Here is a 13823-nt window from a genome sequence, read left to right as displayed (position 1 = left end):
GCCGGGCCGCCGGCGCGGGAGCGCGTCGGTGGCCCGGCGTCGCGACGGGGCGGTCGGCCGCATCCGCTCAGCTGCAGCCGGGGATCGGGGAGGCGGTGGCACCGCCGGCCTGGGTGAGCAGACCGCAGAGGGTCGAGCGGGACACCTTCCAGGTGCCGTTGTCGAGGACGGACTGACCGGTCGCGCTCGGCTCCACCACGTTGCCCTGGAGCGAGAGCGAGTAGGTGACGGTCGCGTCGCTCGCGTCGGTGAACTCGACGTCGCCGACCTTCGCCTGCACCTGGCCGACCCGCGGGTCCTGGGAGAAGCCCTGGAGCACCGGCAGCAGCGCGTCACCGCCCTGGAGCAGCTTGGCCTTCTCGGTGATCGGGGTGTCGGGGGCGAAGAACTTCTCCCAGTTGGTGGTGATCTCCGCCTTGGCGGCGGCCGGATCGGCGGGAGCGGTGCCGGTGGCCGTGGCGGGGGCGGTCGTGACCACCGGGGAGGTGGCCGCCGGAGTGGTCGCCGCCGGCGAGGTGGCCGCGGGACCGGACGACTTGCCGTCGCTGCTGCACGCGGTCGCCGTACCGGCGAGCAGCAGGGCGAGCAGCGCGCCCGCCGTCCGCAGAGCCCTGCCGCCGCCCCCGGGGGTACCGCTTCGCGTCACGTGCATGGTGGTCTTCCCTCTCGACTGCGCCGCCCGGGCCCCGCACTCGGTGTCCGGATGCTGTTCCAGGCCGATCCTGGAAACGTCTCAAGTGACACCATGAAGGCGGATCCATGGACGAATCGCAATCCGACGGCGAAATCACCCGTAACGCCCCGGAGGGTTCCCCCGTCCGGGGCGGGTGGTTCCGGCGACGGCCCCTCCGGGGCGGGTTCCGTCGGGCCCGGCTCCTCCGGACCGGCCGGGAGTGGGCGGGCTGGCTGCTCGCCGCGGCCGGCGCCGTGCTGTGCGTGCTCGGCTGGTACGGGACCTCCGGTGAGCGCTTCGCCGAGCAGCAGGTCCCGTACCTGGCGTCGTCCACCATCCCCGGCGCGGCGCTGATCGTGTCCGGGACCGTCCTGGTCGCCCTGCGGCCACCGCCGTCACCGCCCGGGCGCTCGGACCTGACCGACCGACGGGTGGAGCGGCTGTACGACCTGCTGGTCGAACCGGACGCCGCGCCCGCCCCGCCGGACCCGACCGGCCGTTCCGACTCCTCCGGCCCGTCCGACTCCGCCGCCTCCGCCGGCCCGTCCGACAGCTCCGACAGCTCCGGCCGGGCCGACGACGCCGGGTGGCTGGCCGTCCCCGAGGGCACCCGCTACCACCGGCCGGACTGCCCGCTGGTCGTCGGCAAGGGGCGGGCCGCGCCCGTGGACGCGGCCGCCGTGCGGGCCCGGGGTTTGACGCCCTGCCCGCTCTGCTCGCCGCCGACAGCCGCTCCGGGGCCCACCCGCCCGGGCGAATCCGCCCCACCGAACGCCGGCTGACCGCCCATGAGCGCATCGGCCCTCACCGCCCTCACCGCCGCCCCCGGCTCGTTCGGCCTCACCGTCGACCTCGCCCTCGCCGGACTCACCGTCGGCGCCGCCGCCGCGCTCAGCGGTATCGGCCTGGTCGTCTGCCACCGCGCCACCGGCGTGCTCAACATCGCCCAGGGCGCCCAGGCCATGGCCGTCGCCTACCTGCTGCGCGACCTCGTCGTGGTCCGGCACTGGCCGGTCTGGCCCGCCGTCGCCTGCTGCCTGCTGGTCGTCGCCCCCGCGCTCGGAGTCCTGCTCGACCTCCTGGTCTACCGCCCGCTGCAACGGCGCGGCGCCGGACCGGCCGAGACCATGGTCGCCGGGATCGGGGTGTTCGTGCTGCTCATCGGCCTGGCCGTACTGCTGTGGGGCGCGGCGCCACTGGCCGGCGCGCCCTCCCCGCTCGGCGGCGCCCCGATCCGGCTGCCCGGCGGGCACGGGCTACGGCCGGACACCGTCGCCCAGCTCGCCGCCATCCTCGTACTCGGCCTCACCGTCCTCGCCACCACCCGGTGGACCGGGTTCGGCCTGCGGCTGCGCGCCGTCGTCGACGACCGCCGCCTCGCCGCCCTCACCGGAGTCGACGCCGACCGGGTCTCCGCCGCCGGCTGGGCCTTCGGCGCCTTCACCGCCGGACTGGTCGGCGTCGCCCTCGCGCCGTACCTGCTGCTCGACCCGTACGGGCTGCCGCTGCTGGTGATGGAGACCATGGCCGTCGCGGTCGCCGCCCGGCTGCGCAGCATCCCGGTCGCGGTCGCCACCGGGCTCGGACTCGGCATCGCCCAGGCCGAGTTCACCCGGCTACGGCCGTCCGGGCAGTTGCTGCCGCTGGTCGAGGCCGTGCAGTCCAACCTGTTCGTGGTCGCGCTGCTCGCCACCGCCCTGCTCGCCGGTCCGGGCATCACCGGGGAACGGGCCGGGGGCGGAGCCGCGCCGCTGGTCGGCCGCCGTCCAAGGGGAGGGGATGGGAGCGGGGGCAGGGGCGGGGGCGGGGCCGGGGGCGGGGCCGGGGCCGGGATCAGGGGTGGGGGCGGGGGCAGCTCCGGGGCCGGGGGCGGACGGCTGGCGGGCTCCGTCTGCCTGGTGCTGCTCCTGCTGCCGCTCGGCTTCCGGGGCAACGACCTGCGCGACGCCCTGCTCGTGCCCGCGCTCGCCCTCGTCCTGCTGTCCATCGTCGTGGTCACCGGCTACGGCGGGCAGATCTCGCTCGGCCAGGCCGGCTACGCGGGGCTCGGCGCGATCGGCACCGCACTGCTGATGTCCGGCCGCATCCCGGGCGTCCCGCCCCTGCCCGCCGCACCCGCCCTGCTGCTCGCCGTCCTTGCCACCGCCCCGCTCGGCCTGCTCACCGGATGGCCCGCGATCCGCCGCCGCGGACTCGCCCTCGCCCTGGTCACCTTCGCGGTGGGAACGGCGATGAGCCGGTTCGTCTTCGAGCAGCCGTACGCCACCACCGGCCTGGTGCTCGACCGTCCGTCCTTCCTCGCCGGCGACCGCGCCTTCTACCTCGCCGAACTCCTCCTCCTCGGCCTCGGCCTGCTCACCGTCCGCTCCCTGCACCGGGGCCGCCTCGGCCGGGCCCTGACCGCCATGCGGGACCACGAGCCGGGCGCGGTCGCGGCCGGCGTGGACGTCCCCGGCCTCAAGCTCCTCGCCTTCGTCGCGGGCGCGGCCCTGGCAGCCCTCGGCGGCGGACTGATGGGGCTCGCCGGACGCGCCTTCGACCCCACCGCCTTCGACCCGGTGCGCGGCCTCCTCTGGTTCGCCGCCGTAATGGTCGCCGGCGCCGACAGCGCCCTCGCCGCCGTCCTCGCCGCCGCCCTCCTCATCGGCCTCGACGCGGGCACCGTCGCCGGAGTCTCCGCCGTCGCCGTCGGCGCCCTCGCCGCCACCATCGGCCGCCTCCCCGGCGGCCTCGCCGCCCTTCCCCTCCCCCGCCACCGCCCACCCCCGCCGACTCCCCTACCGCCCTCCCACCTCACCCCGACGGGCCGCCGCCTACGGGAGACCCTCACAGCCCGGAACGGACAGCGATGACCGCCGCCTCCCCCGCCACGCAGCACACGGAAGGTCGGACCAGGCCTGCCCGCCTGGCGGGCAGGACCGCCGCACTGCCCCTGGCGCAGTTCGCGGAACGACGATCGATCCGAGTCAGGCGGCGCCACCTGGTGGCGCGGCCCGAGCGGATCACCGCGCCCACCAGACCCACCGCCGAGACCATCCACGGGCGCGAAGTACGGCCATGAACACCACCCACACCACTCGCCGTACGAGGCGTCGAAACCACCGCGTCCGCCGAACCACCCACCCAGCGCGCGAGGCGTGGCCCACGGACACCCCACTCCCCGCCGCACGAGGCGTCGCGGCCGCGAGCGAAGCGGCCCTGAGGGCGCAGCCGGGACGGACCACCGCGCCCACCAGCCACCACCCCGTCGTCCACCCGCCGCGCGAGGTGCGGCTGTGACCGCCGCCCTGCCCCCCGCGCGGCTCACCGCGCGGGCGGTCGTGCGGCGGTACGGGGGGATCGAGGCGGTGGGTGGGGTGGATCTGGTGGCGCGGGCGGGGCGGATCACGGCGTTGATCGGGCCGAACGGGGCGGGGAAGAGCACGTTGTTCGACTGTCTGGCCGGGACGGTGTGGCCGGACGGCGGGCGGGTGCTGCTCGGGGGGCGGGATGTCACCGGGCTGGCCGCGCACCGGCGGGTGCGGCTGGGGCTGGCACGGACCTTCCAGCAGATCGCCGTCTTCCCCACTCTCTCGGTGGCCGACAACGTCCTGGTGGGCGCCGAGCAGCACGCCCGTCGGGTGGATGCCCGGGCAGCCGCCGAGCGGTCCGCCCGGGCGTTGCGGCTCCTCGGTCTGCAGGATCTCGCCGCCGAGCCCGCCGGTGGGCAGCCCACGGGGGTGTTGCGGCTGGTGGAGCTGGCGCGGGCGCTGGCGGGCGGGCCCCGGGTGCTGTTGCTGGACGAACCGGCGGCGGGGCTCGACGCGGTACAGACGGCCCGCCTGGTGTCCGTGCTGCGCGGCCTCGCCGAGCGCGGCATGGCGCTGCTGGTGGTCGAGCACGACGCGGAACTGGTCGCCGAACTCGCTGACACCGTCTACGCCATGGCGGAGGGCCGGGTGGTCGCGGCCGGTCCGGCCGCGACCGTCCTCGCGGACCCCCGGGTCGCCAGGGCGTGGGGAGCCGCCACATGAGCCCCAACCACCGCCCCACCGAGGCGGGTTGATGCCCGTCGAAGCCGCCCTCCGTGCCGCCCGGGTCCGCTACGGCCCGTTGGAGGCGTTGCACGGCGTCGACCTGGACTTCCCGTCCGCCGCTGTCACCGTTCTGCTGGGCCGCAACGGGGCCGGGCGGACCAGCGTGCTGCACGCCCTCGCCGGGGTGGTGCCGCTGGCGGGCGGACGGGCGCTCTGGCGGGGGCGGGACGTCGGCGGGCTGTCGGTGCACCAGCGGGTGCGGCGGGGGCTGGCCCTCGTCCCGGCCGAGCGCGGGGTGTTCGGCTCGCTGTCCGTGGCCGAGAACCTGGGCCTCGGCGGGCCTGGGCGCGCCGAGGTGCTGGAGCTGTTCCCGGAGCTGACCGGCCTGCTGGGCCGTCGGGCCGGCACGCTGTCCGGCGGTCAGCAGCAACTCGTCGCCGTCGGGCGGGCCTTGGCGGCGCGACCGGCCCTGCTCCTGCTGGACGAGCCCGAGCGCGGCCTGTCCCCCGCCGTCGCCGCCCGGCTGCACGCCCGCCTGCTGGTGGACGCCGCCGCCGGCCGTACGGTCGTACTCACCGCGCGGTCGCTGCCGCGCACCCTTGCCCGGGCGGCGGCGGTGCACGTGCTGCACCGGGGCGAGGTGGTGTTCTCCGGCGAACCCGGGGAGGCCCTCCCGGGCCGGTTGACGATCGCCCAGTGACGAGCGCAACCGACGGTGAACCGGCGCGTCCAGCCGCCCGCACTGCAGCAGCTGCTCGGCTGCCTCGGGTGGGCGATCGGGGTGCCGTTCCCGTACACCGTCGCGCAGACCGCCGCACACGACACCGGGACGCCGCGGAGCACCTGCCGCGGGCAGGGACGGCTCACGGGCGCGGTCGGTCCGGCCGTGAGGTGTCGGGCACGGCTCCCGGCCTGATCGCCGCCGGGCGCGTACGAGGCCGAACCCAAGCCCAAGACCGAAGCAGACGAGGACGGCGGGCGCGACAGTCGTCGCGCTGAGGAGGCGGTGGCCACAGATGTCGAACATCCTGGGCTCCTTCCCGGGGGGCCGGACGGCCCCCACTCGTGGTGCCCTAACGATGACCCCGTCCGCCCCTCCCGCACATGTACCGATCGGCACAACCTGAGTAGCGCCGTCCCTGGTGCTCCCTGCCGATCGGCAGGGAGCACCAGGGACGGCAGTGGTGAACGGACCACCAGCGAACGGCTCACCGGCACAGGCCGCGCGCCGGAGGCCGCGCGCCGGAGGCCGTCAGCCCCGGCCCGGCCCGGTCCGCGCCGCCCCCAGCCCGAGGGCCAGCCACGGGGTGGCCGCGGCGACCACCGCCAGCGGCCAGCCGACGAACGGCGACGGCAGGACCAGCCCGACGTACGCCGCGAGTCCCGCGCCGCCCAGCAGGATGCCGGCCGCCGGCAGGTGCACGGCCGGTCGGAAGCGTCGCGCCTCGTGCACCCTGCGGCGCCCGTCCGCCAGGACCACCGGGACGAAGATCAGGCCGGCGAAGGCGAGTCCCAGGATCCACGGCAGCGCGAGACCGCTGACCGTGGCGTACGCGTGCGGCTGGGCTCCCAGGGCCGGGGCACCGGGCGCGTAGTCGACCGTCACCTCCGCGCCGACGCGGGCCCGGCCCGCCGTCTCGACGTCCAGGGCGAGCGTCCGCGGGCCGTCCGCGAAGGGCACCGAGAGGTCCACGGTGGTGCGGTACACGGCCTTCCTGTTCACCGTGCCGATCCGCCGGGGCTCCGAGCGGAGCAGCACGATCGGGAGGGCGCTGCTGACGGCGCCCGCCTGGTGGATGCGGCGCAGTCGGCGGCCCTCCGCGCCGTCCGGCCCACTGGCCTGGGCCAGCGCGGCGGCGGAGACGAGCACCAGGGTGACGCCGAGGAGGACGGCGAGCATCCGTGACCCCCGCGACCCGCCGCGCCGTGGATCCGGTGACGGTTCCGCGTCCGGTGACGGCTCCGAGGCGATCGTCCTACGGCGGGCGGCCCTTCGACGGGCGGTGGCGGTGGCAGTGACAGCGGCGGAGGCGGCCAGCCAGGCGACCCCGGCCAGGACGGCCAGGCCGGTCGGGAGCAGCCGCTCGGCGGTGGGCGTGCCGCGGCCGGACGGCAGGACCGCGACGAGCAGCCCGTGCCCGGCGGCGGCCAGGGCGGCCGCCAGGGCCAGCCAACCCGTCAGCCGCGTCCACACGGTGGTCATGGATCTCCTGGCCCGGGGTGAGTGTCAGCAGAACGGGATCGTCCCAGGCGCCGTCACGTCCCGGTACCCCCGGTCGGGACGCTCGGGAGGGCCCGCTCAGGCCGAAGGACGTACGGAGTCGTGGTGCTCACCCAGGCGAAGCCGAGGCGCTGGAGGATGGGCCGGCTCTGGTCGCTCGCGTCGACCTGGAGGTACTGGTAGCCGAGCTCGGCCGCGAGGCGGGCGCGGTGGGCGACGAGGGCGCGGTAGATGCCCCGGCCGCGCCATTCGGGCGCGGTGCCGCCACCCCAGAGACCGGCGAACCCGGTGCCCGGGACCAGCTCCATCCGGGCGCCGCTGACCGGGCGGTCGCCGGCCATCGCGACGACCATGCTGACCGTCCCGGTGCCGTGCCGCAGCTGGTCGAGCATCCGCCCGCGCAAACCGGGGTGCTCGGTGCCGAAGGCCTGTTCGTGGGCTGCCATCAGCAGGTCCACCCCGGTCGGGTCGGTCACCGGGAGCAGCCGGACGCCCTCGGGCAGGACGGCCTCGGTGGGCAGGTCCGCGATCCGGGCGATCATCAGCGCCTCGGCCGGCTCCGGGGTGAAGCCGGCCGCCAGCAGTCGGTCGCCGAGGTCGGCCGGGCGGTCGTGGGAGTAGGCCTTCCACTCGAACTCCCGCCCGAGCTCGGCGAAGTGGCGCACCTGCGCGGCGATCGCCGCGTCCGCGCCGGCCTCGTCCAGGCCCGACCAGACCACGCCGTTCCAACCGTGCTCCGGGCCCGTCTGCCGGACCACGGCGCCGTCGCGTTCGACGCGGCACCCGGGGTCGGGCGGCGCGTTGCGCCGGAGCCGGTCGTCGAACAGGGCGAGCACCTCGTCGTGGTTCATCCGCTCACTCCAGCACGGCCCGGGAGCGCACGCCATCGAGTTTCCGCGCGGGCCGCCGGGGGCTGCGGCCCTCGGCCGCCGGACGCTCACCGGCCGACACGCTCTCGGCCGCCGTACGCTCCGCGGCCCGCAGCCGGCCTGACCTGATCAGCTCGCTCGGCGCCTCCGCGCCCATGATGGCGTCCAACAGGTCGCGAGCCTCGGCGAGTTCGTCCATCTGCCGGGTGATCCGGGCGCGCTCCCGGGCCAGCCCGGTGAGCAGCTCGGGGCAGGTCGGGCCGGGCGGGCGCTGCCCCGGCAGCGGCAGGCCGTGGAGGATCTCGGCGATCACCGCGCTGTTGAGGCCGGCCGCGAGCAGGGTGCGGATGCCGTGGACGGTGTCCACGTCCCGCTCGCCGTACTCGCGGTAGCCGCTGGGGCGGCGCTCGGGGGTGAGCAGTCCCTGTTCCTCGTAGTAGCGCAGGGCGCGCGGGGTGACGCCTGCCCGCCGCGCGAGTTCTCCGATCCGCATCACGGACACCTCCTCGGCGGAACGCCCACCTGACGCTCCGGCCCGTCTCTCCGCCCTGGCCCTGGCGCCACGGCTCTCCATCTCGGCTCCGACTCCTCGGCTCCGACTCCTCAGCTCCGGCTCCCCAGCCCTGGAGCCGCAACTCCGGTGCCTTGACCCTGCCGTCGGCGTGAAGGTCTAGCGTAACCGCCATGCCGAACGAACGACCTTCCTCAACCGCCCTTGCCCGTAACGCCGTTGCCGTGCTGGGACTGGGCCCGATGGGCCGGGCGCTGGCCGGCGCGCTGCTCGCCGCCGGCCATCCGGTCACCGTGTGGAACCGCACTCCGGGCCGCGACGGCGAGCCGCTCGCCCTCGGCGCGCGCTCGGCCGCGAGCGCCGCCGAGGCGGTGGCGGGCGCCCCGCTCGTGCTGCTCTGCGTCCGCGACCAGTCGGCCGGGCGGGCCGTCCTGGAGGCCGCCGGGACGGCGCTGCGCGGACGGACCGTCGTCAACGCCACGTCGATCGCGCCGGGCGACGCGCGGACGAACGCCGCCGACGCCGAGTCCCTGGGATTCCGCCTGCTGGATGCCGCGATCCTCACCCCCACCCCGACCATCGGCCGCCCGGAGGGCACCGTCCTGCTGAGCGGCGACACCGAGGCCTTCGCCGACCACGAGGCGACGCTGCGGGCCCTGGGCACGGTACGCCACGTGGGCGCGGACCCGGGCCGGGCGGCGGCCTTCGACGCGGCCCTGCTCGACCTCTTCTGGACCACCGTGCACGGCTGCCTGCACGCCCTCGCGCTGGCCCGCGCCGAGGGCATCAGCGGAGCCGAACTGGCGCCGTACGCCCAGGGGTTGCCGCGTCTGCTGCCGCCACTGATCGACCGCTTCGCGCAGCGCGCGGACGAGCGCCGGCATCCGGGCGACCACAGCAGCCTCGCCTCCGCCGAGGCCGGGTTGGCGCACGTCGCGCACACCGCCCGGGCGCGCGGCCTGGACACCTCCGTACTGGACGCGGCGCTCGCGGTCACCCGGCGGGCGGTCGGGGCCGGGCACGGGCCGGACGGGGTGTCCGCCCTGGTCGAGCTGCTCGCCGGGCAGCCGCGCGACTCGGCAGCCGGGCAGCTCCGTAGCCCGGCAGCCAGGTAGCCGGCCGGCCGGGCAACCCGGCAGACGGCCGGCCCGACAGCCCCGCAGACGGCCGGCCCGGCAGCCCAATAGCCGGCCGGCCCGACACCCTCGCCGCGCTACTGCGCCAGGTACCCGCCGTCCACCGGCAGCACGACCCCGGTGACAAAGGACGCGTCGTCGGAGGCGAGGAAGAGGACGGCCGCCGCGACCTCCGCCGGGTCGCCGAGCCGGCCCATCGGGTGCAGCTTCTCGATCGCCGCGAGGTACTCGGTGCCGCCGGGCTCGTCGTACAGCCGGGCGACGCGCTCGGTGGTGATGGTGCCGGGGGCGACGGCGTTGATCCGGATGCCGCGGTCCGCCCATTCGACGGCGAGGTGCTTGGTGAGGCCGGAGGCGACGAACTTGGCGGGCCCGTACACCGCCTGCCCGCGCTGGCCGGCCTCGCCGGAGATGGAGGACAGGCAGACGATCGAGCCGCCGGGCCGGTCCTGCGCGGTCATCGCCTCGATCGCGTACTTGCAGGTGAGGAACATCCCGCGGCCGTCCACGGCCATCACGTGGTCCCAGTCCTCGGCGGTGGCCTCGGTGATCTCCATCAGCGGGATGATCCCCGCGTTGGCCACCAGGACGTCCAGTCGTCCGTGCCGCTCGACGGCGGCCGCCACCATCCGGCGGGCGTCCTCGTCCCGGGCCACGTCCCCGACCACCGTGCTCACGGCGCCCGGGAGTTGCTCGGCCAGCCGGTCCAGGCCCGCGGCGTCCACGTCGGCGGCGACCACCGACGCGCCCTCCCGGACGAAGCGCTCGGCGACGGCCCGGCCGATGCCGCTGGCCGCGCCCGTCACCACACAGGAGCGGCCGGCCAGCCGCCCGCCCACGGGGCCTCCCGCGTTCACAGTCACCATGGCGCGACTCTACCCAGCGGGCGGGCGGGAGCCGGGGCTCTTCGACCGGTGCGCCGGATCCGGCCGGTGCGCGGCTCAAAAGCGGCGCGGGGGCCGGGCGATGGCCGAGAACACCGCACACCGCACCCCGCCAGGACAACAGACACCGCACCCGCCAGGAAAACGGCCACCGCCCAACGCGGCCCCCGCCGACAACGACGGCGACGGCGGCCGGGACCGTCGTACGGTCCCGACCGCCGCGCCGGCTGAACTCCGCGGACCACACCCGCGCGTCGGTGGTCAGGGCCTCCGCCACCGGAAGGTCGGCTGCGGGTGGGTCAGCAGGTGCACGCCCGCCGCCAGCGCGCCGCCGGCCGGCGGGGCGAGCAGGAACAGCCACAGCTGCGACAGCGCGTCACCGCCCGCGAACAGCGCCGGGCCGGGGCTGCGCGCCGGGTTGAGGTGGCAGCCGGAGACCGGGCCGAGCGCGTACGCGGGCGCGAACAGCACGAAGCCCAACGCGAGCGCGATGCCCACCGGCGGCGGGCGGCTGTCAGACCGTCAGCACGATCTTTCCGCGCAGGTGTCCCTGCTCACTGATCCGCTGCGCCTCGGCCGCCTCCGCCAACGGGAGCACCCGGTGCAGCGGCAGCCGCAGGGTGCCCGCCTCGTGCAGGGCGAGCGCGGCGGCGTAGGCGCGCTGGTGGTAGGACTCGACGCCCTCGGCGCCGCCGGTGAAGCGGACGCCGTGCTCCTCCGCGCCCTGGATGTCGGCGATCGTCAGCACCCGGTCCGCGCTCCCCGTCAGTTCGATCGACAGCGGCAGCACCCCGTCCCGACCGGCCACGTCCAGCACCCGGTCCACCCCGCCCGGGGCGGCGGCCCGCACCCGCTCGGCCAGGCCCTCGCCGTACGTCACCGGGATCGCGCCGAGCTCGCGCAGATGGGCGTGGTTCGACTCGCTCGCCGTGCCGACCACCGTGATCCCGCGCGCCCGGGCGAGCTGGAGCAGCACGGTGCCCACCCCGCCGCCGGCGCCGTGCACCAGCAGGGTCTCGCCGGAGCGCACGCCGAGGACGTCGAGGGCGCGCTCGGAGGTCTCGGCGCCCACCGCGATCGCCGCGGCCTCCGCCCAGCCCAGCGTGGCCGGCTTGTGGGCCAGCGTCTCCGCGTCCACCAGCGCGTGCTCGGCGTACCCGCCGCCCATCAGGGCGCCGAACACCTCGTCGCCGGGCGCGAAACCGCTCACCTCCGCGCCGACGGCCTCGACCACACCGGACAGCTCGAAGCCCGGCACGTAGGGGAAGGCCACCGGGAAGTACGCGGCCAGCTCCCCGGTGCGCAGCTTGTGGTCCAGCGGGTTGACGCCCACGGCGCGGACCGCGACCCGCACCTGGCCGGGGCCGGGGGCGGGCAGTTCGATGTCGATCGGGCGCAGCAGGTCCGCGCCGCCGAACTCGTGGAAGGCGATCGCCTTGGTCATGGAAGGTCCTTGGGGTTGAGGTGAGTTGGTTCCTCCGACGCCTTCCATCCTGCGGCCGGGCAGCGGCCGTTCGGCCAGCCCTTCGGACGGTTCGACCTGGCCGAACGGCCAGGCACGGACGGCACCGCCCGAACTAGGCTGGACCGCATGGACGGCACGAGCGGTACCAGCGGCGCGGGCGGCAGCGCGGGCGGCGACCCGGACCACAGCGCGGACGGCGGCACGGACCACCGCACGGACGGCGGCGCGGACAAGACCTGGCGGCAGCACTGGGGCCGCCCCGAGGACGCGCTGGCCCGGGTCGCCGAGGTGCTCCGCACGCCCCGCCCCGACCTCCTGCGGCAGCTGTCGGCGGTGCTCGACACCCTCGTCCCGCACACGGCGCTGGCGCAGCTCAGCGGCGTCTGCACGTTCAGCCCCTCGCTCGGCTACGGTCCGCCCGAGCTGACCGGGGCCATCGGCGCACTCGACCTGTCCCGGCTGGCCGAGCGCGCGGCCGGGACGACGGCGGCCGGCCGCCCCTGGCAGGGTGAGGCCGAACTCGCCGGACGCTCCTGGCCGGTGGTGGTCACGGCGACCTCACCGGGCAACGGCCACGGTGCCGTCCTGGTCCTCGTCCGGGCGGACACCGGCCCCGTGGCGTCCGGGGCACTCGCCGTCCTGCATCAGCTGTGGGACCTGGTGATCGCCCACTCCGACCACCGCGCCACCGACGCCGCCCCCGCCCAGACCGCCACCTCCCGCGCCTCCGCCAACGCCCGCGCCCGGGCCATCGCCGAGTTCACCGGCACCCACAGCGCCGCGCTCGCCGCGATCCTGGCGCCGCTGCGCTCGGCCGACCTGGACGACGCCACGGCCCGCCGCAGCGCCACCGAGCTGGCCGTCACCGCCCTGCTCGAACTGCGCCAGGGCGCCGAACTGGACCGCGCGCTCAGCGAGAAGCCCGCCGCCGAGGCCTTCGCCCGGATGGTGCGCGAGCTGCGCCCGCTGCTCCGGCACACCCGGGTCCAGCTCGACGTCGCACCCCCGGCGGAGGCCGACCGGTCCCTGCCCGCGGACGCCGCGCACACCGCCCGCGACGCCGTCCGGGCGGCCGTGCTGCTGATGCTCGAACAGGAGAAGCCGACCCGGCTGCACGTGAGCTGGCAGTTCACGGCGGACGGCCTGCTGCGCGCCGTGGTGCGCGGGGACGGGCTCGGCCTGCTCACCGCCGAGGCCCTCACCGTCCACCGCACCGCCGACCGCATCGCCGCCCTCGGTGGACGCCACGGCGTCGAGGCCGTTCCCGGCTGGGGCACCACGGTGACCGTCGACCTCCCGCTCGCCCTGCCCGAACCCGTACCCGCCACCGCCGCCGACCCGCTGGACGGCCTCCACCCGCGCGAGCGGGAGGTCCTCGACCAGTTGGCGCGCGGCCGCCGCAACCGGGACATCGCGGCGGCGCTGCACATCAGCGAGTCGACGGTGAAGTTCCACGTCGCCAACATCCTCGCCAAACTGGACGTCGCCTCACGCGGTGAGGCCGCCGCCCTCGCCCATCGCGCCGGCCTGCCGCACGGCCCGGTCGGGCTGCACGCCGCCTCCTGACCGACCCGACTCGCCCCCGAGGAAAGCCGACATGACCGACCCCGCCACCTGGGACCCGACCGCCCCCGGCGTCCTGCGCCTGCCCTCCGGCCGCCTCCTGCGCGGCCGCGGCCTCAGTCGCCCCCTGCCGCCCGGGCCCCAACCGACCTTCGGGCTCTACCTGTTGGGCCGTCGGCCGCAGCCCTTCGACTGGCCGAGCCGCTGGGTCCGCTGGCCCGACTTCCGCCTCCCCGCCGACCGCGCGGACGCCGCCGACGCCTTCCGCGAAGCCTGGGACCGCTCCGCCACCGAACGCGTCGAACTCGCCTGTGCCGGCGGCCGCGGCCGTACCGGCACCGCCCTCGCCTGCATCGCCGTCCTCGACGGCGTCCCGCCCACCGAGGCGGTGGCGTACGTGCGCGAGCACTACAGCCGGCACGCCGTCGAAACGCCCTGGCAGCGCAAGTTCGTGGAGCGGCCGGCCTCCGGCGCGTGACGGTCCA

The 13823-nt window shown here is 76.5% G+C and carries 13 protein-coding genes and 1 pseudogene; 7 read left to right on the top strand and 7 right to left on the bottom strand.

The window, feature by feature from the left end; genetic code table 11:
• Nucleotides 1–67 precede the first annotated feature (67 nt).
• Nucleotides 68–652, bottom strand: a complete 585-nt coding sequence (locus tag ACZ5GH_RS28400) for a hypothetical protein (protein WP_464335653.1) — start codon at nt 650–652, stop codon at nt 68–70.
• Nucleotides 653–759: 107 nt separating this feature from the next.
• Here ACZ5GH_RS28400 and ACZ5GH_RS28395 point away from each other — a divergent pair, with 107 nt between their 5' ends.
• The 4 genes from ACZ5GH_RS28395 to ACZ5GH_RS28380 all read left to right on the top strand — a co-directional run bounded on the left by ACZ5GH_RS28395 (nt 760) and on the right by ACZ5GH_RS28380 (nt 5389).
• On the top strand, nt 760–1455 hold the full coding sequence (locus ACZ5GH_RS28395; RefSeq protein WP_464335652.1) for a hypothetical protein: 696 nt from the start codon (nt 760–762) through the stop codon (nt 1453–1455).
• A gap of 6 nt (nt 1456–1461) precedes the next feature.
• Nucleotides 1462–3525, top strand: a complete 2064-nt coding sequence (locus tag ACZ5GH_RS28390) for an ABC transporter permease subunit (RefSeq protein WP_464335651.1) — start codon at nt 1462–1464, stop codon at nt 3523–3525.
• A 423-nt stretch (nt 3526–3948) separates the two neighbouring features.
• Entirely contained in the window at nt 3949–4686 is a 738-nt protein-coding gene (locus ACZ5GH_RS28385; RefSeq protein ID WP_464335650.1) for an ABC transporter ATP-binding protein, read from the top strand.
• A gap of 31 nt (nt 4687–4717) precedes the next feature.
• Entirely contained in the window at nt 4718–5389 is a 672-nt protein-coding gene (locus tag ACZ5GH_RS28380) for an ATP-binding cassette domain-containing protein (RefSeq protein ID WP_464335649.1), read from the top strand.
• Nucleotides 5390–5941: 552 nt separating this feature from the next.
• Here ACZ5GH_RS28380 and ACZ5GH_RS28375 read toward each other — a convergent pair.
• The 3 genes from ACZ5GH_RS28375 to ACZ5GH_RS28365 are packed head-to-tail and all read right to left on the bottom strand — an operon-like array spanning nt 5942 to nt 8272.
• The gene (locus ACZ5GH_RS28375; RefSeq protein ID WP_464335648.1) at nt 5942–6892 is read right to left on the bottom strand and encodes a hypothetical protein; all 951 of its coding nucleotides are present in this window, start codon (nt 6890–6892) and stop codon (nt 5942–5944) included.
• Nucleotides 6893–6945: 53 nt separating this feature from the next.
• Entirely contained in the window at nt 6946–7761 is an 816-nt protein-coding gene (locus tag ACZ5GH_RS28370) for a GNAT family N-acetyltransferase (RefSeq protein WP_464335647.1), read from the bottom strand.
• A gap of 4 nt (nt 7762–7765) precedes the next feature.
• A complete protein-coding gene (locus ACZ5GH_RS28365; RefSeq protein WP_387757773.1) occupies nt 7766–8272 on the bottom strand; it encodes a MerR family transcriptional regulator in 507 nt (168 codons plus the stop codon).
• A 191-nt stretch (nt 8273–8463) separates the two neighbouring features.
• Between ACZ5GH_RS28365 and ACZ5GH_RS28360 the strand changes: the two genes are divergently transcribed.
• Nucleotides 8464–9405, top strand: coding sequence for an imine reductase family protein (locus tag ACZ5GH_RS28360; RefSeq protein ID WP_464335646.1), 942 nt, complete (start codon nt 8464–8466; stop codon nt 9403–9405).
• A 98-nt stretch (nt 9406–9503) separates the two neighbouring features.
• Here ACZ5GH_RS28360 and ACZ5GH_RS28355 read toward each other — a convergent pair whose 3' ends face one another.
• From ACZ5GH_RS28355 to ACZ5GH_RS28345, 3 genes and pseudogenes are all read right to left on the bottom strand, one after another.
• Entirely contained in the window at nt 9504–10292 is a 789-nt protein-coding gene (locus ACZ5GH_RS28355; RefSeq protein ID WP_387757536.1) for an SDR family NAD(P)-dependent oxidoreductase, read from the bottom strand.
• A gap of 279 nt (nt 10293–10571) precedes the next feature.
• Nucleotides 10572–10811, bottom strand: a pseudogene (locus ACZ5GH_RS28350) (aquaporin); the annotation flags it as partial.
• 13 nt (nt 10812–10824) lie between these two features.
• On the bottom strand, nt 10825–11754 hold the full coding sequence (locus ACZ5GH_RS28345; RefSeq protein ID WP_387757534.1) for an NADP-dependent oxidoreductase: 930 nt from the start codon (nt 11752–11754) through the stop codon (nt 10825–10827).
• A gap of 147 nt (nt 11755–11901) precedes the next feature.
• Here ACZ5GH_RS28345 and ACZ5GH_RS28340 point away from each other — a divergent pair, with 147 nt between their 5' ends.
• Both ACZ5GH_RS28340 and ACZ5GH_RS28335 read left to right on the top strand, forming a co-directional pair.
• Nucleotides 11902–13341, top strand: coding sequence for a LuxR C-terminal-related transcriptional regulator (locus ACZ5GH_RS28340; protein ID WP_387757532.1), 1440 nt, complete (start codon nt 11902–11904; stop codon nt 13339–13341).
• A gap of 31 nt (nt 13342–13372) precedes the next feature.
• Nucleotides 13373–13816: a protein-tyrosine phosphatase family protein gene (locus ACZ5GH_RS28335; protein WP_464335645.1), complete on the top strand. Its 444-nt coding sequence runs from the start codon at nt 13373–13375 to the stop codon at nt 13814–13816.
• The last annotated feature ends 7 nt before the right edge of the window (nt 13817–13823 follow it).

It is taken from the genome of Kitasatospora sp. Xyl93 (assembly GCF_055383135.1).
Note: the sequence above shows the minus strand (reverse complement) of the source record. Positions and strands in the feature narration are given on the sequence as shown.

What these genes read in the sequence shown, in the direction of transcription:
- ACZ5GH_RS28335 (WP_464335645.1), top strand. Translation starts at nt 13,373, where the DNA reads ATGACCGACCCCGCCACCTGGGACCCGACCGCCCCCGGCGTCCTGCGC.
- ACZ5GH_RS28360 (WP_464335646.1), top strand. Translation starts at nt 8,464, where the DNA reads ATGCCGAACGAACGACCTTCCTCAACCGCCCTTGCCCGTAACGCCGTT.
- ACZ5GH_RS28380 (WP_464335649.1), top strand. Translation starts at nt 4,718, where the DNA reads ATGCCCGTCGAAGCCGCCCTCCGTGCCGCCCGGGTCCGCTACGGCCCG.
- ACZ5GH_RS28340 (WP_387757532.1), top strand. Translation starts at nt 11,902, where the DNA reads ATGGACGGCACGAGCGGTACCAGCGGCGCGGGCGGCAGCGCGGGCGGC.
- ACZ5GH_RS28355 (WP_387757536.1), bottom strand. Translation starts at nt 10,292, where the DNA reads ATGGTGACTGTGAACGCGGGAGGCCCCGTGGGCGGGCGGCTGGCCGGC.
- ACZ5GH_RS28370 (WP_464335647.1), bottom strand. Translation starts at nt 7,761, where the DNA reads ATGAACCACGACGAGGTGCTCGCCCTGTTCGACGACCGGCTCCGGCGC.
- ACZ5GH_RS28345 (WP_387757534.1), bottom strand. Translation starts at nt 11,754, where the DNA reads ATGACCAAGGCGATCGCCTTCCACGAGTTCGGCGGCGCGGACCTGCTG.
- ACZ5GH_RS28395 (WP_464335652.1), top strand. Translation starts at nt 760, where the DNA reads ATGGACGAATCGCAATCCGACGGCGAAATCACCCGTAACGCCCCGGAG.
- ACZ5GH_RS28365 (WP_387757773.1), bottom strand. Translation starts at nt 8,272, where the DNA reads ATGCGGATCGGAGAACTCGCGCGGCGGGCAGGCGTCACCCCGCGCGCC.
- ACZ5GH_RS28375 (WP_464335648.1), bottom strand. Translation starts at nt 6,892, where the DNA reads ATGACCACCGTGTGGACGCGGCTGACGGGTTGGCTGGCCCTGGCGGCC.
- ACZ5GH_RS28390 (WP_464335651.1), top strand. Translation starts at nt 1,462, where the DNA reads ATGAGCGCATCGGCCCTCACCGCCCTCACCGCCGCCCCCGGCTCGTTC.
- ACZ5GH_RS28400 (WP_464335653.1), bottom strand. Translation starts at nt 652, where the DNA reads ATGCACGTGACGCGAAGCGGTACCCCCGGGGGCGGCGGCAGGGCTCTG.